This window comes from Bacillus cereus group sp. BfR-BA-01310 (assembly GCF_022664325.1).
GTDB lineage: Bacteria > Bacillota > Bacilli > Bacillales > Bacillaceae_G > Bacillus_A > Bacillus_A paramycoides.
On sequence record NZ_JAKUHD010000001.1, the window covers coordinates 805,529 to 823,822 of the forward strand.

Sequence of the window (18,294 nt, forward strand, 5' to 3'; positions counted from 1 at the left end):
TTTTACTTCTCTAACATATTACGAATTTGTTCCATTCGCATTTTTCCCCAATCATACATCATTTCAACGATTGGTAAAAGCGACATGCCTAGTTCCGTCATATAATACTCAACACGCGGAGGAATTTCTGGATATACCGTTCGTTCAACAATCCCATCCTCCATTAATTCTTTTAGTTGATTCGACAACACTTTATGAGAAATGCTCGGGAATAGTCGTTGCAATTCACTAAAACGATGGGGCCCTTCTACACCGAGGTGCCACAATATCACAACTTTCCACTTCCCACTAATAATAGAAAGCGTCAATTCCTTTTCACAATTAAAATTACCATTTTGTATTTTATCTTGAATATCTTTTCGAATATTTTCGGACATTAATAGTCTCCTAACTCTAGATCAATCACTAAAAAGCTCTCTCATCATTGTAAATGAGAGAGGCTCAGATGTCTAAAAAGTACTTAGCAATAAAAAAGAAGCCGAACGAACGGCTTCTACTTTTAATCCAATTAGTGCGGACTAATAATCAATAAGGATTGAAAAACCACTGATTATAGTTTCACTTTATTAGTTATCATCCATTTTCAATACAGCCATGAATGCTTCTTGTGGTACTTCTACAGAACCAACAGACTTCATACGTTTTTTACCTTCTTTTTGCTTATCAAGAAGTTTACGCTTACGAGAAATGTCACCACCGTAACATTTTGCAAGTACGTTTTTACGCATCGCCTTAATTGTAGAACGGGCTACAACTTTGTTTCCGATAGTTGCCTGAATCGGCACTTCGAACTGTTGTCTTGGAATTAATTCTTTTAATTTCTCTACAATTACTTTACCACGGTCATACGCTGAATCACGGTGCACAATAAATGATAAAGCATCCACTTGTTCATTATTTAAAAGAATATCCATTTTCACAAGTTTAGATGGTTTATAACCAATTAACTCGTAGTCAAATGATGCATATCCTTTCGTATTTGATTTCAATTGATCGAAGAAATCATATACGATTTCTGATAACGGGATTTCATATGTCAATGTAACACGCGTTTCATCTAAATATTGCATATCAATAAACGTTCCACGTTTACCTTGGCAAATTTCCATTACAGCTCCAACATAGTCATTCGGAACCATAATTGAAGCCTTAACAAATGGCTCTTCTACACGATCGATAGACTGTGGATCTGGCATATTTGATGGATTATCAACAATAACATCTTCACCGTTTGTTAAATAAACTTTATAAATAACACTTGGCGCTGTTGTAATTAAGTCAATCTTGAATTCACGTTCAATACGTTCTTGAATAATTTCCATGTGAAGCAGTCCTAAGAAACCACAACGGAAACCAAAACCTAAAGCTTGAGATGTTTCAGGCTCAAATTCAAGAGCAGAATCATTCAATTCTAGTTTTTCTAACGCATCACGCAAATCATTATAACGTGCAGAATCGATTGGATATAAACCACAGAATACCATTGGGTTTAACTTACGATACCCTGCTAACGCCTCTGCAGCTGGACGTTTCGCATGTGTAATTGTATCACCAACGCGTGTATCGCCTACGTTTTTAATCGATGCTGCTAAGAAACCTACATCACCTACTGTTAACTCGTCACGTTGCGTTGTTTTCGGTGTAAACACTCCTACTTCTGTTACTTCAAATTCTTTTCCAGTTGCCATCATACGTACTTTATCGCCAACTTTTACCGTTCCATTTACAACACGGATGTATGCAATTACACCGCGGTACGGATCATATAAAGAATCGAAGATCATACATTGTAACGGCTCTTCTGAATCACCTGTTGGAGCTGGTACCTTTTCAACGATTTGTTCTAAAATATCCTCAATACCAATGCCAGCTTTTGCTGAAGCAAGTACAGCTTCCGATGCATCTAAACCAATTACATCTTCTACTTCTTGACGTACGCGTTCTGGGTCCGCACTTGGTAAGTCGATTTTATTAATAACTGGTAAGATTTCTAAATTATTATCAAGCGCTAAATATACGTTCGCTAATGTTTGCGCCTCAATCCCTTGCGCTGCATCCACAACAAGAATTGCACCTTCACAAGCCGCTAAACTACGAGATACTTCGTACGTAAAGTCGACGTGTCCTGGTGTATCGATTAAGTGAAGAATATACTCTTCACCGTCTTTCGCTTTATACGTTAATTGTACTGCATTTAATTTAATTGTAATACCGCGCTCACGCTCTAACTCCATAGAGTCAAGCAATTGCGCCTTCATTTCGCGCTGTGTCAACGCGTTTGTTTTCTCCAAAATACGGTCTGCCAACGTTGATTTCCCGTGGTCAATGTGAGCAATGATGGAGAAGTTACGAATTTTTGACTGTCTTTTTGCTCTTTCTTCTTTATTCATCTATGTTCTCAACTCCTAATAGTCTCGCCAATATACACTAGCACTGATTATATCAATAGAGCAGCAAAGATTCAATGAAAACTCGCGCTGCTTACAAGACAAATCATTCTATCTATATCTTATGCGAACAAACCATAAGAGACAAATCTTTTTCAAATTAAAGGACGGCTTTCTTACAAACCAATAAACAACCGTCCTTCCCGCTATCCTTCACTAAAAATCCCTTTTATTTTCCCAACAACTATATCCGTTCCAAACTTAGTTATATCGTGAGCAGCACTTGCTATTGCCATACCAATACCTTCTACGACATTAAAACTCCTTAAGTTTTCTAACTGTTTTTGCTTTTCAACAGCTGAAAACGCATTTCTCAAAATTTCCGATTCAACCCCGGCACCTTCTGTTCCTGTCATATGAGCAATTTGTTCATATGACAACTGACGATACCCCTTCATACTTTTTAAACCTTGATTAGCAAGTCCTACTCCAGCTATCATCATGAGCAAACATACGACTGTACCACATATACACAAGAGCGCAAATCGACTCAAACCATTGTCATCTCTTTCCATCAATGTGTATATGCCCCTGTATTATCTTGATCAATTTGATGATGTAATGCTGCATTTAAACCACTTGCTATTACATTTGCCATATCTTCAATAAACGCATCTACTTCTTTTGGAGTCACCATTAAATTATGACCCAGAGGTGATAACACTTCATAAATCAACTTTCTCTTTTCTTCTTCTTCTAACGTACCAATAGCTCCTAAAAACATATTTCGACTCTTTTCATCCGGCATATCTTCTTCTGTTAATTTTTTCTTTTCTCCAAATGCAAAACCTGCTGGCAATAAAGAGCGTGACGGTTTGTTTCCTTCTTTCAGTTCCCGTCCAAAATGTTTCAAAATAAAATCAATTGTATCGCTTGTAATCGAAACGGCATCTACCACAGTTGGAACACCAATTGCGATAACAGGAATACCTAATGTTTCTTTACTTAGTTCCTTACGCTTATTCCCAACACCAGATCCTGGATGAATTCCTGTATCAGAAATTTGTATCGTACTATTCACTCGTTCAATGGAACGTGCAGCTAATGCATCAATTGCGATGACAAAATCTGGTTTTATTTTCTCAATAATCCCATAAATGACGTCGCTCGTTTCAATTCCTGTAATCCCCATTACCCCCGGACGAATTGCACTAACAGGCCTGAAACCTTCTTCCACACTTTCAGGCTGCAATTTAAACAAATGTCTTGTCACCAATACATTTTCTACAACTATCGGTCCGAGTGCATCCGGTGTTACATTCCAATTCCCAAGACCGACGATTAAACAACTCGCTTCTTTTGTAACTCCAACATCTTCTAAGAAATAAGAAAATTCTTTTGCAAAAATACGCTCTACCTTTTGCTGAAGTTCCGTATCTTGCTGCCGTATACCTTGCACCTCAAGAGTTAAATAATTCCCAGGTTTTTTCCCCATCGATTCAGATGCAATTTCATCAATAGTTACTTTTGTAATTGTAACTCCCTCTTCTTCCCTCTCTTTTACAATAACTCCCTGTATCCCTTTTTGTTCTTCTTGGCGTTCTTGCAGCATTTGGTGCGCCTCTACAGCAAGGTCAGTTCTAACACTATATTTACTTAAATCTAATGGTTCTTTCATCGTATCTCCTCCGTAATTCATAGTAAATATCGTTAGATTTCCCCAAGTTATATAAGGTCATTCTTTCCTTTACGTGAAATTTCATTGATATACTATTGCAATTCTCTTCACCGTTTGATAGAATATCACTTGTTCTATGTAAGAATCGAGTCATTCGATTGCACCAGGGAGGTGAAAAGTATGGCAAACATCAAATCTGCTATCAAACGCGCTAAACTTAGCGAAGAGCGTCGTGCACATAACGCTTCTATCAAGTCTGACATGCGTACTGCTGTTAAAACTGTAGAAGCTTTAGTTACTAATAACGATCTTGAAAATGCTAAAGAAGCTTTCAAAACTGCTTCTAAAAAACTTGACAAAGCAGCTCGTAAAGGTCTTATCCACCAAAACGCTGCAGCTCGTCAAAAATCTCGCTTAGCGAAACAAGTAAACGCGTAAGGCGTTTAAAAAACGATCCATTCGGATCGTTTTTTATATACAAAAAAGTTCACGTAACAAGTACGTGAACTTTTTTGTATCATTACATATGATTTAACCGCATTAAGAAAAACTCGAGCACAAGTTTCTTATCCATTTTCCCCGTCTTCATACTATAATCAGCTTCCGCCAATTCTATAATAACTTTTTTTAATTCTTCAAAGGAGAAAAACTTCGTTTGATTCATCGCCAACTTTACCCGATACGGATGTACACCAATATGGGAAGCAATTTGATTTTGTCCGTAACCACGCTGTTGCAACTCTTTCACTTGATAGAGTAAGCGGAATTGACTTACTAATAACGCAAGCAGTTTAATTGGTTCTTCCTGCTGCGTAAATAATCCATCCAAAATTTGCATCGCACCCGCGATATCTTTTTTTACCACTTTCTCCGTCAAAGCAAACACATTTTGCTCAACAGATTTCGGCACAAGCTCTGCAACAAGTTTCGGTGTAACCTCTCCTCCCATACCAACGTATAACGTTAACTTGTCCATTTCCTTCGCCAACATCGTTACATTACTTCCTACAAGCTCTAACAACAAACTAACAGCCGCATTATCAATATGCACATGCACCTCATCTGCACGAGACACAATCCACTTCTGTACATCCTGCACTTGCATAGCATTCGCTTCTACTACATCCGCTGTTTTCTTTAATAGTTTTGTAATTTTTTTTCGTTCGTCTAATTTTTCATACGGCGCAACAAAAACAAGAATAGAAAAAGGAGATGGCTCTCCAATATATTCTTCCAAAATTTTTATATTTTGCTCTAATTTCTCTTTTTGTGACGTTAAAAATAACGGTGATTTTATTAATATAACTTTACGATCCCCAAAAAAGGGAAGCGTACGTGCATCCTCAACTACATCTTCTAAATATGCCTCTTCCAAATCGTATGTCACAACATTAAACTCTCGATCTTCCTCTTCAAGCGCTTCCGTTGTAATAAGTTTTATCGTTTCATTTATAAAATAGGCTTCCGTTCCATACAGTACATACAACGAAGCAAACTGTTTATTTTTTATTTTCTTATGTATATCACTCATACTTTTTCCTACTCCCTAACTTGGCAATATATATATTTATACTAATGCCCTAGCTTTTGTTTTACAAGTACAAAGGAACAGGCTTTATAACCCGTCCCTTTATTTATATAAAACGCCACGCAATAAGCCCCGGGTTTCTTATTGGTGTGCGTTAATCACCTTCCCTTTATTATTTACAATAATAATTCTAGTATAAGTGCCAACTGTTAACATGCTTGGAAATGAAAAACTCACACTTCTTAGCTAACTAGAAATAGTATACAAATGCTCTATTTCTCTTCATATGGAAATTGTAGATTTTTTTCTGACAATATTTTATACTAAAATGGAATGTTGGGGAGGGATTCTAAATGAATGATTTTGAACAAAACGTTCAAAGTAAACGCAATGACGCTATTGATTCAGGGGTAGGATTTATCGTCTCATTTGGTTTTTTCGCAACACTTTTCATTATTGCAACTGTTATTAAATTCATCGGTTCTTAAAGGCTGCTGCTTAATAGCAGTCTTCTTTTTTTCATCTATTATGTATTCCATCATATGTGATTTTACTTTGAAAGGTTCCTTTTTCTCCATTAAAAACATAGGAAATAGCACCTTGCTTATCCGTGCGCCATATTTCAGTACCTATCTTCTTAAAACGCTCTATAACTTCCTTATGCGGGTGCCCATACCTATTACGTTCTCCCACAGAAATAATCGCCACACTAGGCTGTATAAGGCTTAAAAAGGGATCTGCAGACGATGTTTTACTCCCATGATGGGCGACTTTTAAAATATTAGCCCGCAACTCAGGATATGCCGATACTATAAACTTTTCTCCTGCTTCTTCTAAATCACCCGTAAATAGCCACGTTAGTCCTCCTAATTTCGCCCATATTACAATCGAGGAGTCATTTTCGCCTTTTTCTTTCCCCTTTGGGGATAATACGAAAAATTCCGCTTCATTTATCCTCCAACTCTCACCTTCTCCTACTACACTTATCTTCACTCTCTTTTCTAATGCCTGTTTCTTCAACACTTTTTCTAATACAGCATCTTGCTCCTTTCTCCCAAATACAACTTCTTTTACAGTAATAGAAGATAATAAATCCAGTGCATCACCTATATGATCCGCATCGCCATGCGTTACAATTAATTTATCAATTGTTTTTATACCTTCCTTTTGTAAAAAAGGAACAAGAATATCATGCCCAACAGAAAATTCATGCTTTTTTTCTTGCCACGCTTCCTTCTTGACATGAAGCGCTCCACCTGTATCAATAAGGTAGACCCCTTTATCGTATGGGAGACGAATTAATATTGCATCTCCCTGACCAACATCAAGAAATGTAACACTCCCACTTGCGCGAAAATATGGAGATACATAATGACAAATACTAATAAGAAGAAATACACCCACAACTATGACCAAAATTTTTTTCATTATTACTCTTTCCCAGATCACAAATATACTAACAACACTAAAACAATATATAGCTACAAGAAATAAAGGAGTTTGACCAAAAGTAAGTCGGATAAAAGGGAAACTTTCACAGTAACTTAGAAAATCATTAGAAATGGTTAAACACATTGAAAGTGCATATGCAATTCCTTTTGCGAAAAATGGAATGATTGGCATACATATAAAAATAAAAATGCTACACGGTAATACAATGATGGATAGAAAAGGAACATATATAAGATTGAGGAAAATACTATAAGGAGAAAAATAACCAAAATGATATAACAAGATCGGGGTACTAGCGAGCTGTGAAATTATAGAAATATAAATAGAATTCCGAACTACCCCATTACTACGCCCTAATAATATCGGTGCAGATAGTAATAAAGCAAAACTACCTACAAATGAGAATTGGAATCCAATATTAAAAACAAGATACGGGTTGTATATAAGCATACATATGGCTGTTATACTTAGGGCATCTAGGCTAGATAAGCGAACAGAACACATGAAAGCTACCAATAATAAAACTCCTGTTATAGAAGCCCTCACAACAGATGGCGACGCCCCCGCTATGATCATATACAGAGGAATACAAACTATAAGGCATACTGTTGCTACCTCCTTCGTCACACCACTTCTTAGTAAAATAAAATACATCATAACCATTAATAATACGATATGTGATCCTGAAATTGCCAACAAATGTATAAGACCAAATTGTTGATATTGCTCTTCTACTTCAAACGTCATTTGTTGTCGATCTCCAAATAATAATGCATTCATAAACGCACCTGATTGTTCTGGAAACATTTCTGTAACTTTTGAGATTGCTTGCTGCCTGAGAAGGGAAATCCATTGTACGAGTGACAACGATGTTTTTTGGCATTCAGAAATGTATGTCACATCGAATATAAAATGTATCTTTTGCTGATATAAATAATTACGATAATCAAAAGCATGAAAATTCCGAGCAATTTGTGGTTCTTTCACCTTCCCTTTAAATTCACATGATATTCCTGCATATAAGCGTTGCAATTGCTTCTTTTCCGAAGCAGATTGAATTTTATAGTTTAACTGCACTATATTTTTATTTTGATCTTCAATTTGAAAAGAAAGGCGATCCCCATTAATAAGAGGTGTATTTTGTATAACCCCTCGTGTAACTTCGTAGGGCTCTCCTAGCGGCTTGTTTTGACTCTGAACATACGTGGTGTACATAGCGCCACTAAAATACGCTAACATACAAAAAATGAAGGTTTTACGCGAAGTACGATATAAACAAAATAAAACATAACAAACGAAACAACAAGCATTCAACAAATACGACGAGGAAAAGGCAATTGCAATCCCCATTATAAACGAGATTGCAACATAGCCCCATTGTCCCTGCAACTCATATCCACCCCTTATAGCATCATTTTTGCTTCAGTGAATACACGCTGTAATTCTTCCATTGACAAGTTATCTTTTTCTAAAGATGCAAACAGTTCTTTTAACTGCAAATGACGTTCTTGTTCCTCTTGCGATGTAATGTCATACTCTAGCGGAACGTGCTTCACTGTCACATTTGCTTGTTCAAATAACTCTATAGCATACGGATGATTTTTATAATCCTGTGCATAATAAACTGCTGTAATACCACTTTGAATAATCGCCTTGCAACATTGTAGACAAGGGAAATGCGTAACGTATATTTCCGCTTCCTCTGTTTTTACACCAAACTTCGCACATTGCAATAAAGCATTCATTTCAGCATGAATTGTACGAACACAATGATTATCAATGACGTAACAACCATCGTCTATACAATGTACACCACCTTTAATTGAACCGTTATATCCACCAGCAATAATTCGTTTATCACGAACGATCGTCGCTCCTACCGCAAGTCTTGTACACGTACTACGCAAAGATAACAGATGGCTTTGCGTCATAAAATATTGATCCCATGAAATTCGTTCCATATTTTTCACCTACTTTTTTGTCTACTTGTAGTGTAGCGAAAGAGGAAAAACTTCGTCAATCTTTTATGGAATAATTATTTGATCTTTTATTTTTTCAAGGGACTTCGTTCCAATCCCATCAATCTCCAATAAATCTTCTATTTTCTGAAACGGGCCGTGTTCTTCTCGATATTTCAAAATACTTTCCGCCTTCCGAGAACCAATACCCGTTATTTTTTCCAGTTGCTCTTTAGAAGCTGTATTTATTTGCACTTTACCCTCGCTTTTTGAAAAAGCAGCTCCTTCTTGCACTAGCTCATTTTTGTTAGGAACATAAAGAATCATTTGGTCTTGGACCATTTGCGCCAAATTCACTTTCTTCATATCTGCATCCGGCAACAAACCACCAGCTTTTTCAACCGCGTCCTTCACCCGGTCCCCTTCCTTCATTTCATACACACCCTCTTTAAAAACCGCTCCTTTTACATCAATTATAATTATTTTCTTCTGTTCCTTTGTATCCGATACTTTCGGTTTACTTTTTTTCTCCACATCTTTCGCTTGAACATCCATTGTAATGAGTGATTGTTCTGTATGCTGGTTCGTTTTCCAGAAAAAAAGGAATATCACAATGCCAATAATAACTACTAATCCCAACCATTTTTTCGGAAAATCCCACATCATTTTACACCTCTAATCATAAATTTATAACATCATTCATATTGTTTAGGAGAACGCTGTTACGAAGGAGGGATGAAACATTGAATATAGGAATTATAGGGACAGGGAACATGGGGAATATACTAATCGATGCATTTTTAGAAACCCGTGCTGTCAAACCTTCGTGCCTTACTATTATTAATCGGACGCCTGCCAAAGCATATCATATAAAAGAAAAATACCCTTCTGTTCATATAGCCAAAACAATCCAAGAGGTAATCGAACAATCGCAGCTTATTTTCATTTGCGTAAAACCGATAGATATATATCCTATCCTACAAAAATACGCTGAACATTTCTCTGATGAAAAGTGCTTAGTTTCTATCACAAGTCCAATATCTCCAGCACAATTAGAAACACTTGTACCTTGCCATGTCGCGCGTATCATTCCAAGCATCACAAACCGCGCCTTATCCGGCGCATCACTTTTTACCTTTGGAAATGACTGCTCTGAAGAATGGCAGCAAAAACTACTTCGTCTATTCAAAAACATTTCTACTCCCCTTGTTATAGAAGAAAATATAACGCGCGTTTCATCTGATATAGCAAGCTGTGGCCCTGCTTTTTTTAGTTATTTATTACAATGTTTCATTAACGCTGCTGTAGATAAAACAAATATTACACATGAAGAAGCCACTACTTTAGTAAGTGAAATGGTCATTGGAATGGGGAAATTACTTGAAAAAGAGATTTTCACATTACCCACATTACAAGAAAAGGTATGTGTCAAAGGCGGTGTTACAGGAGAAGGTATTCGTATTTTAGAAGAGCACGTCGGGGATATGTTCCATAAATTAATTGAACGGACACATGAGAAATTTGATGAAGATTTAAAGTGCGTTGAGCAGCAATTCAATAAACACACATAATAAATACGCCATCGTAATTCCAAATCCTTTTGATTAATACGTATCTTTTTCATACTACATTTTCACTAAAACTAGCATTTTTACACTTTACACATTTCATCTTTTTATTTTTCTAGAACTAAAACTACATCTTTTCTATAAAACAAAAGCAACCTTATCGGTTGCTTTTGTTTTATCCATTCTTCTTCGCCATAAAAAAGATGCGCTCTGTTTGTTCCGTCACTTCAATTCGTTCAAAATCACCTGTGACACGAAGCACCGTAAACCCAGATTCTTCAAGCCATTTCGTTAACACTTCAACCGAATATGCGCGCTGCACGTGACATTCGTCAAAACGATGATACACATCTTCTTCTGAATCTTGTACAAAGAATGTCAAATCATGTTCCACACTATCTGATTCTTCTCCAGGGAAGCAGTTCCAAATAAGTGATATTTCTTCGCCATTCACTGTATATGTTTCATTTTGAAATACGTGATGTATTTTATATAAAGAGTGTACATCGAATAAAAACAAGCCATCCTGACGTAAATGGTGGAAAACTCTTCTAAATGTTTCTTGCACTCCATCTTCTTGCAATACATAGTTTAATGAGTCACAAAAGATTGTCACACAATCGAATTCACCAGGAACATCGAGCTCTCTCATGTCCTGTTGGTAAAAAGGAATAAAGTAACCTTCTCCCCCCAATTTCTGCTGCGCGACAGTTAACATTTCTTCCGAAAGATCTACACCAATTAAATCATAACCTTTTCGCACAAGCGGAAGTGTTACGTTACCAGTTCCACATGCTACGTCAAGAATTTTTGCCTCTTTCATAGATGCCTGTTGCAAACTTTCTTCTGTGAATTCCACCCATTTATCATAAGGGACATCATTCATCAGTTCGTCATACAGCAATGCAAATTGTTCGTATTTCATTGATCTAACTCATCTGTGATATCTTCACGCGGCACATCGCCCCATAGACGCTCTAAATTGTAGTGATCACGCTCATCTTTATGGAATACATGTGCAACTACATCACCAAGGTCTACTAAAACCCAACGTGCTTCATCAAAACCTTCCATACGTTGAACATCAATTTTCAACTCATGTGCCTTCGACTTAATTTCACGTGCAATTGCTTGCACTTGCTTGTCTGAATTCCCGTGACAAATAATAAAATAGTCAGCAATTGGTGAAATTCCTTGCATATTTAGTACAACCATATCTTCTGCTCTCTTATCATCAGCTGCTTTTGCCGCTAATACTAATAACTCTTTATCTTTCATTTATTAATTTCCTCCTTGATAACTGCGTTGTATGTTTGGAATGTTAATGGATAAATCGTTTGATCTTTTTCCATTAAAAATTGAATTGTTCGCTTTAAAGCAAACAATAAAGCTTGATTTATATCTTTATATGCGAGTTTTCTCGCTTCTTCCACACCAGGAAATTTACGACCTGGTTCAATGTAATCTGCCACATAAATAACTTTATCTAACATTGTCATTTTTTCATGACCACTTGTATGATATGTAATAGCTTGTAGAATTTCAGGATCAGTAATGCCCACTTCTTTTTCTACTAAGTATGCCCCAACAGGTGCATGCCATAACTCTTTGTTATAGTGAAGTAGATCCTTCGGCAAAGCTTCTCTCTTAATAATCCCTTCCATTTCTGGAATCGCTCTACATTTTGCATAATCGTGAAATATAGCAGCTATCTCTGCCTTTTTCTCATCTACACCATATAACCGAGCAAGTTCAATCGCTGTTTCCATTACACCAATCGTGTGTATATAACGTTTTTCATGCATTTGTTGTTTGACAATTTTAAGTGCTTTTTCACGATTCATACAACCCATTCCTCTCGATATATACCTGTACTTTTTCAGGAAGTAAATATTTGCACGTTTTCTTCTCCATGTATCTCTCACGCAACAAAGAGGAAGAAACTGCAAACTCTGGAATTTCCACTTTTACGATATCATAAGGCGTATGCAATGTATAACCTGGTCTTGCAACTCCAACAAAAGTTACAAGCTTGAGTAACTCCTCAATGTTATACCATTTCGGTAAATACTCAACCATGTCTCCGCCAATAATAAAGTGAAACTGTACATCCGGATACTTCTTTGTTAATTGTAACATCGTGTCATACGTATAAGATGGGCCTTCTCTGTTTAGCTCTTCTAAACAAATTGAAAAGTATGCTTCTTCTTCAGTCGCCATTTGCAGCATGTTTAATCGGTTGTTCACACTCGTAATGTTACGGCCTTGTTTGTGCGGCGGAATTTGGTTTGGCAAAAACCATACCTCTTCCAAATTTAGTGCATGATACACTTCATTCGCAATTAACAAATGCCCATTATGAGGTGGATCAAATGTGCCGCCAATAATGCCAATTTTTCTCAAAAGAAACGCTCCTTCCTTTTACATACAGTAACTCTCTCCATAAACATTCGAAGAGAGTCTACTGTTAATAAAAGTTCAATTGGTTTCGCTCTCTACATATCAAGCGTCAATCACGAAACAACTCACGTATACCTTTTATTGCGGAAGTTTAATCTGCTTATTTTCTCTTGATTCTTTGTATAAAACAATTGTGCTTCCGATTACTTGAACGATTTCAGCTCGTGCACCTTGTGCAAGCTCTTCTGCAACTTCACGACGATCAAATTCACAGTTTTGTAATACGCTCACTTTAAATAGTTCACGAACTTCTAACGCTTCTCCAATTTGTTTCACCATATTTTCATTTACGCCACCTTTTCCAACTTGAAAAATCGGTGTTAAATGATGTGCCTTTGCACGTAAAAATCTTTTTTGTTTTCCTGTTAACATATAATTAGCCTCCAAGCTTTCTCATTACTAATTGTTTCATTCTATCAATATTCGGCACACGACCTGTCCACATTTCAAATGCAAGTGCACCTTGATAAACGAACATATCGATTCCATTTTGAATTGTTGCACCTTGTGCTTTCGCATCGCCTAAAATTTTTGTCTCAAATGGATTATAAATAATATCAGAAACAATCGTTCCTTGTTTCAACGAACAAATTTCTAGCGGTGCATACTCAACATGCGGATGCATGCCTATCGTTGTTGTTTGAATGATAATATCATATTCCCCTTGAACTTCCGCTGCGCGTTCTAGCGATAGAGCATGTGAATTAACATTTCCCATGCATCCAGCGATAAGATTTTCCGCCTTATCTACAGTACGATTAGCAATATCAATTGCTTTCACACCTACATCTGCAAGTGAAAAGTAAATAGCTCGACTAGCACCGCCTGCACCGATTAATAAAATACGTTTCTCTTGAAGCGGATCTTTACTAATTGACTGTAAGGCACGAACAAAACCAATTCCATCCGTATTATACCCAATCAATTTTCCCTCTCGATGAACGACCGTATTTACTGCACCGATTTGCTCTGCTAGCGGGGCAACTTCATCTAGATACTCCATAATTGCAACTTTGTGCGGAGTTGTTACATTAAATCCTGAAATTCCTAATGCTTTTAAACCTTTTACTGCTTCCCCTAACGTTTCTTCTTCTACAAGAAACGCATGATAATGAGCATCCATATTCAAGTGTTCAAATGCATCGTTATGCATAACGGGTGATAATGAATGTCCAATTGGATTTCCGATTACACCATATAATTGTTTCATAAATCCCTCTCCATATTAAATTAAAGATTTACGTAATGAAACACTTACTCCTTTTGGTACATGAGCAACAATTTTCGCTCCTGATTCATTTACAGTAACCCAGCCCAACCCAGAGAATACAACGTCCGTTTTCGGCTCACGAATATTAAATTCATATTTCACAAACTCAGGCATATTTTCTAATTCTTCTGGTGTCGGTGGATTCAATAATTCCCCAGCATGTCTTTCGTACAATTCATCAGCCTTTTCGAGCTTTGTGCGATGGATTGTTAAACGGTTTGAGAAATGACAAGTGAATGCACGACGGCCTCCACTTACATAATCAAATCGTGCTAATCCGCCAAAGAATAATGTTTGTTCCTCATTTAATTGGAATACCATTGGCTTAATCTCTGTAGTCGGTGTAATAAGCTTTAAGCTTTGTTTCCCAACATAATGGGCCATTTGATGATGATTAATAATACCCGGTGTATCATATAGAGATGATGTTTCATCTAATGGAATATCAATTAAATCAAGTGTTGTTCCTGGGAAATGAGATGTTGTAATTACATTCTCAGTTTCATCACTAAACTCTTTAATCATACGATTAATAAATGTTGATTTACCAACATTCGTACATCCGACAACATAAACGTCTTTGCCTCCGCGGTAATACTCAATTGCCTCAGCAAGTTCAGCAATCCCTTGTCCTTTAGCTGCACTAATTAAAAAGACATCTTCTGGTTTTAAACCAAGTTGCTTTGCACTATAGCGCATCCAATGTTTTACTTTATCATGCTTAACTGACTTTGGAATTAAGTCAGCCTTATTCCCTACAAGTAATACTTTATTATTCCCTACAAAACGATGTAAGCCTGGTAACCAGCTACCATTAAAATCGAAAATATCTACGATTTTGACCACTAATGCGTCTGATTGTCCAATTCCATTCAAAATGCGAAGGAAATCATCATCTGTTAAAGATACATCTTGAATTTCGTTATAATGTTTCAAACGAAAACAGCGTTGGCAAATTACTTGTTCTTTCTCTAAAGACGATGCAGGAGCGTATCCTACTTCATTTTTATTTTCTGTTTGAATTTCTACACCGCAACCAATACATTTAATTGTTTCAGTCAAACTTTATTCCTCCCAGTTAATTAAGCCTTTTTTCTTCATGTTTCTCATAATTCTTCGTTCGATTTTTCGATTAAAGCGCGTCACCAATCCGTCCGTTTGCGCTACTGGCACAACTAAAATTGTATGAAGTCCCACTCGATTTCCACCGAGCACATCCGTTAGTAACTGATCTCCAATTACTACAACTTCATCTGGCTGTAAATGCATCTCTTGTATCGCACGCTTAAATGCGCGAACAAGCGGTTTACGCGCACTATGAATAAATGGAATACCTAATGGATCAGCGAAATCTTTAACGCGTTGCTCGTTATTATTTGAAACGACCGTTACTTGAATGTCATTTTCTTTCATTTTCAAAAACCACTCTTCAAGCTGTGGTGTTGCGTTTGGACGATCCCATTCAATTAAAGTGTTATCTAAATCAGTAATAACCCCTTTAATTCCACGTTTCTTCAAATCTTCTGGTTGAACATGATATACATTTTTCACATATTCATTTGGTAAAAATAACTTCAATTTCTTTCACCTCTTTGAGGATTTTTCATAAAAATTTTTCGACAACATTTTTCGATAGATAACCTGTGGATAAACTTGTACACACTTTCCACATTAATTTTTCAGTTAATTTGGAATTTACTAACAATCTATACACATTTTATCCACTGAGGTATGTGGATAACCCCTTGTTTGTGACTGTCATATTTTTTTGGTACATTAAATGCAACAACGAATCAATCCTTATATTATTAGGAGGTGACTCACCTTGAAAACAAAACATATGGAACAGTTATCTACTGAGTTACTCACTGAGTCTTATTATAAAGCAAAAGAGCTAAAATTAAATCCCGACTTCATTTTACTTATAAAACAAGAAATTATTAGACGCTCATTAGAGGACAAGCTTGTCAAATCTTCTTGAGTACATATAGATTACTGATTGACCTGTAAAAAGAGCCATCCTACGATGGCTCTCGAATAAACAAGTACTCCCATCTAGGGGATTTCTTCATTAAGCACCTTTGTCCATATTTCTTAATTAGAGCCTTCACAAATTTATAATAAAATCTTTTCTTTACTTACGAGATAATCGAGTTGCAATTTTTTCACCAAGACGAAGCTCTTGTCCACTTGTCAATTCCTTCATTACTTCAATCATATCTTTTTCAAACAATAAAACAACTGTTGAGCCAAATGTAAAGTATGCCATCTCTTCGCCTTTTTGAACAGTACTTCTTTCATGAAGAAGCTCAATACTATTTACAAACATTGCCCCTACTTTTACAAGCGCCATATGTTCGCCTTCACTATTTACTTCTGTAACAGAGCGATAATTTTTCGACAACGGTTCTTTCCCATATTCCATACCGGCTGCATTTACTGGATATGATTTTCTACCGAGTACAAATCTTTCAGTCACAGAGCCTGAGAGTGGACTATGAATACGATGATAATGACTTGGACTCAAATAAATTACCATATATGTACCGCCTGCATATCGTTTTGCACGCTCTTCATTACCTAGCATATCCACTATTGAATATCGTTTGCCTTTAATATCGAATGTTTTTGTATCCTCAATAGGACCTTGATCAGCAAAAACACCATCAACAGGACTAATGATACTCGATGCGTCTGTATCAATACTACGTTTTCCTTCTTTTAGCCTACGTGTAAATAAATCATGCAATGTTCGATATTCCTTCAAACCCTTTTCCATCTCATCTTGATTGATTTGAAAAACTTTCGCATACGATGGAATAATGATAGAGCTTAAACGAGATTGTGCAAATTTACGTAATATATAAGAAGTAAAACGACCATTTGTAAGTTCGATCATAAGTCGATATAATGTACGTCGCAAATTGCGAAACCTCCTAATCAGTCTGTAACTTTAGTTTCCCCTTCTTTTCTCTCTATATCATATGTAAAATTGGTTCTTATTCCCACATATAGAATGGAGCCGCCTCGTTATACACGAAGAAAAACTAAGTATAATTTTTATTCTTAAATTGGTTAGCACCTTCTAATATTACAGATAGAACCCGTCATTTTCAACAGTGAACATGTATTTCTTCTTAGAGTGGCTCGTTTTCTTTCCTTTTTTCCGAAAGAAAAGCAGCCACTTTTAAAGTGTAGCTGCCTACAATGTACATTATTCTTTTGCTTTCTTCTCTTTCTCAGCTCGCACAAATTCATGGAACATTTTCATTAAAGCACGCTTTTCAATTCGTGATACATAGCTCCTTGAAATACCAAGCGCCTTCGCAATCTCCCTTTGTGTTTTCTCCTTATCAAGCCCAAGCCCAAAACGCTTCACAATCACTTCTTTCTCTCGTTCATCTAAAATATCGATATACTCTTTAATCTTCTCTAACTCCATACTTAACTGAATCATATCAATTACATCTTCAGATTCTGATTTTAATATATCAATAAGTGATATTTCATTCCCCTCTTTATCTTGCCCGATCGGATCATGAAGTGAGACATCTTTTTTCGTTTTCTTCAGTACACGTAAATGCATCAAAATTTCATTTTCAATACAGCGTGCTGCATAAGTTGCAAGCTTTGTTCCTTTCCCTGCTGAATAGCTTTCGATCGCTTTAATAAGCCCAATTGTACCAATTGAAATTAAATCTTCTGCATCTTCACCGGTGTTTTCAAATTTTTTAACAATATGAGCTACAAGCCGTAAATTATGTTCAATTAAAAGATTTCTCGCTTGAGCATCACCTTGCTCCATTAACTCTAAGTACTTTCTCTCATCATCTGATGATAACGGCTGCGGGAACGCATTGTTCTTCACATAAGAAACAAATACAAACACTTCTCGAACCATATATCCAATTGCGGCGAATAGACTCAAACCCTTCACCTCCGCCAAAATAGTGGTCTTTACTATGTGTATGTGGGCGTGAGGCTGTTTGTGTC

Annotated in this window: 22 protein-coding genes; 4 read left to right on the forward strand and 18 right to left on the reverse strand. The window is 36.5% G+C overall.

All coding sequences use genetic code 11. From position 1 onward, the window contains the following. Nucleotides 1–2 precede the first annotated feature (2 nt). From MR109_RS04235 to gpr, 4 genes are all read right to left on the reverse strand, one after another. Complete coding sequence (locus MR109_RS04235) at nt 3–377, reverse strand: winged helix-turn-helix transcriptional regulator (RefSeq protein WP_048372245.1); 375 nt, start codon at nt 375–377, stop codon at nt 3–5. A 189-nt stretch (nt 378–566) separates the two neighbouring features. Next, nucleotides 567–2,390, reverse strand: coding sequence for an elongation factor 4 (gene lepA / locus MR109_RS04240; protein WP_002173514.1), 1,824 nt, complete (start codon nt 2,388–2,390; stop codon nt 567–569). 203 nt (nt 2,391–2,593) lie between these two features. Beyond that, nucleotides 2,594–2,962 carry a DUF3679 domain-containing protein gene (locus tag MR109_RS04245; protein ID WP_242271159.1) on the reverse strand — a complete coding sequence of 123 codons (369 nt, stop codon included), beginning with the start codon at nt 2,960–2,962 and terminating at the stop codon, nt 2,594–2,596. After that, nucleotides 2,962–4,065, reverse strand: a complete 1,104-nt coding sequence (gene gpr, locus MR109_RS04250; RefSeq protein ID WP_002173516.1) for a GPR endopeptidase — start codon at nt 4,063–4,065, stop codon at nt 2,962–2,964. The genes MR109_RS04245 and gpr overlap by 1 nt, the downstream gene beginning before the upstream one ends. Nucleotides 4,066–4,245: 180 nt before the next feature. Here gpr and rpsT point away from each other — a divergent pair, with 180 nt between their 5' ends. Continuing rightward, complete coding sequence (gene rpsT, locus MR109_RS04255; protein WP_001274013.1) at nt 4,246–4,503, forward strand: 30S ribosomal protein S20; 258 nt, start codon at nt 4,246–4,248, stop codon at nt 4,501–4,503. 82 nt (nt 4,504–4,585) lie between these two features. Here the strand turns inward: rpsT and holA are convergent, their stop codons facing one another. Further along, complete coding sequence (gene holA / locus MR109_RS04260) at nt 4,586–5,596, reverse strand: DNA polymerase III subunit delta (protein WP_242271160.1); 1,011 nt, start codon at nt 5,594–5,596, stop codon at nt 4,586–4,588. A gap of 350 nt (nt 5,597–5,946) precedes the next feature. Here holA and MR109_RS04265 point away from each other — a divergent pair, with 350 nt between their 5' ends. Continuing rightward, on the forward strand, nt 5,947–6,081 hold the full coding sequence (locus MR109_RS04265) for a YqzM family protein (RefSeq protein ID WP_000997609.1): 135 nt from the start codon (nt 5,947–5,949) through the stop codon (nt 6,079–6,081). Between the two features lie 31 nt (nt 6,082–6,112). Here the strand turns inward: MR109_RS04265 and MR109_RS04270 are convergent, their stop codons facing one another. The 3 genes from MR109_RS04270 to MR109_RS04280 all read right to left on the reverse strand — a co-directional run bounded on the left by MR109_RS04270 (nt 6,113) and on the right by MR109_RS04280 (nt 9,669). Beyond that, nucleotides 6,113–8,434, reverse strand: a complete 2,322-nt coding sequence (locus MR109_RS04270) for a DNA internalization-related competence protein ComEC/Rec2 (RefSeq protein ID WP_242271161.1) — start codon at nt 8,432–8,434, stop codon at nt 6,113–6,115. A gap of 14 nt (nt 8,435–8,448) precedes the next feature. Next, the gene (locus MR109_RS04275) at nt 8,449–9,006 is read right to left on the reverse strand and encodes a ComE operon protein 2 (protein WP_242271162.1); all 558 of its coding nucleotides are present in this window, start codon (nt 9,004–9,006) and stop codon (nt 8,449–8,451) included. 63 nt (nt 9,007–9,069) lie between these two features. Then, the gene (locus MR109_RS04280; RefSeq protein ID WP_242271163.1) at nt 9,070–9,669 is read right to left on the reverse strand and encodes a helix-hairpin-helix domain-containing protein; all 600 of its coding nucleotides are present in this window, start codon (nt 9,667–9,669) and stop codon (nt 9,070–9,072) included. Between the two features lie 77 nt (nt 9,670–9,746). On the opposite strand from MR109_RS04280, the gene comER reads away from it, so the two are divergent. Then, nucleotides 9,747–10,574: a late competence protein ComER gene (comER, locus tag MR109_RS04285; RefSeq protein WP_242271164.1), complete on the forward strand. Its 828-nt coding sequence runs from the start codon at nt 9,747–9,749 to the stop codon at nt 10,572–10,574. Nucleotides 10,575–10,746: 172 nt separating this feature from the next. On the opposite strand, the gene MR109_RS04290 is transcribed toward comER, so the two are convergent. The 8 genes from MR109_RS04290 to MR109_RS04325 all read right to left on the reverse strand — a co-directional run bounded on the left by MR109_RS04290 (nt 10,747) and on the right by MR109_RS04325 (nt 15,879). Then, nucleotides 10,747–11,496: a class I SAM-dependent DNA methyltransferase gene (locus MR109_RS04290; protein WP_025147395.1), complete on the reverse strand. Its 750-nt coding sequence runs from the start codon at nt 11,494–11,496 to the stop codon at nt 10,747–10,749. Beyond that, complete coding sequence (gene rsfS / locus MR109_RS04295; RefSeq protein WP_242271165.1) at nt 11,493–11,849, reverse strand: ribosome silencing factor; 357 nt, start codon at nt 11,847–11,849, stop codon at nt 11,493–11,495. Before rsfS ends, MR109_RS04290 begins: the two co-directional genes overlap by 4 nt. Beyond that, nucleotides 11,846–12,415, reverse strand: a complete 570-nt coding sequence (gene yqeK / locus MR109_RS04300; RefSeq protein WP_242271166.1) for a bis(5'-nucleosyl)-tetraphosphatase (symmetrical) YqeK — start codon at nt 12,413–12,415, stop codon at nt 11,846–11,848. Before yqeK ends, rsfS begins: the two co-directional genes overlap by 4 nt. Further along, nucleotides 12,405–12,974 carry a nicotinate-nucleotide adenylyltransferase gene (locus MR109_RS04305; RefSeq protein ID WP_025147392.1) on the reverse strand — a complete coding sequence of 190 codons (570 nt, stop codon included), beginning with the start codon at nt 12,972–12,974 and terminating at the stop codon, nt 12,405–12,407. The genes yqeK and MR109_RS04305 overlap by 11 nt, the downstream gene beginning before the upstream one ends. A gap of 135 nt (nt 12,975–13,109) precedes the next feature. Then, on the reverse strand, nt 13,110–13,403 hold the full coding sequence (gene yhbY, locus MR109_RS04310; RefSeq protein ID WP_002173526.1) for a ribosome assembly RNA-binding protein YhbY: 294 nt from the start codon (nt 13,401–13,403) through the stop codon (nt 13,110–13,112). 4 nt (nt 13,404–13,407) lie between these two features. Beyond that, entirely contained in the window at nt 13,408–14,241 is an 834-nt protein-coding gene (aroE, locus tag MR109_RS04315; RefSeq protein WP_242271167.1) for a shikimate dehydrogenase, read from the reverse strand. Between the two features lie 15 nt (nt 14,242–14,256). Continuing rightward, on the reverse strand, nt 14,257–15,363 hold the full coding sequence (gene yqeH / locus MR109_RS04320) for a ribosome biogenesis GTPase YqeH (protein WP_242271168.1): 1,107 nt from the start codon (nt 15,361–15,363) through the stop codon (nt 14,257–14,259). A 3-nt stretch (nt 15,364–15,366) separates the two neighbouring features. Then, the gene (locus tag MR109_RS04325; RefSeq protein WP_002173529.1) at nt 15,367–15,879 is read right to left on the reverse strand and encodes a YqeG family HAD IIIA-type phosphatase; all 513 of its coding nucleotides are present in this window, start codon (nt 15,877–15,879) and stop codon (nt 15,367–15,369) included. 247 nt (nt 15,880–16,126) lie between these two features. Between MR109_RS04325 and sda the strand changes: the two genes are divergently transcribed. After that, entirely contained in the window at nt 16,127–16,282 is a 156-nt protein-coding gene (sda, locus tag MR109_RS04330; protein ID WP_000850094.1) for a sporulation histidine kinase inhibitor Sda, read from the forward strand. Between the two features lie 153 nt (nt 16,283–16,435). On the opposite strand, the gene MR109_RS04335 is transcribed toward sda, so the two are convergent. Beyond that, a complete protein-coding gene (locus MR109_RS04335; RefSeq protein ID WP_071718582.1) occupies nt 16,436–17,224 on the reverse strand; it encodes a phosphatidylserine decarboxylase in 789 nt (262 codons plus the stop codon). A gap of 291 nt (nt 17,225–17,515) precedes the next feature. Then, on the reverse strand, nt 17,516–18,229 hold the full coding sequence (gene sigK / locus MR109_RS04340; RefSeq protein WP_000051382.1) for an RNA polymerase sporulation sigma factor SigK: 714 nt from the start codon (nt 18,227–18,229) through the stop codon (nt 17,516–17,518). Between the last annotated feature and the right edge of the window lie 65 nt (nt 18,230–18,294).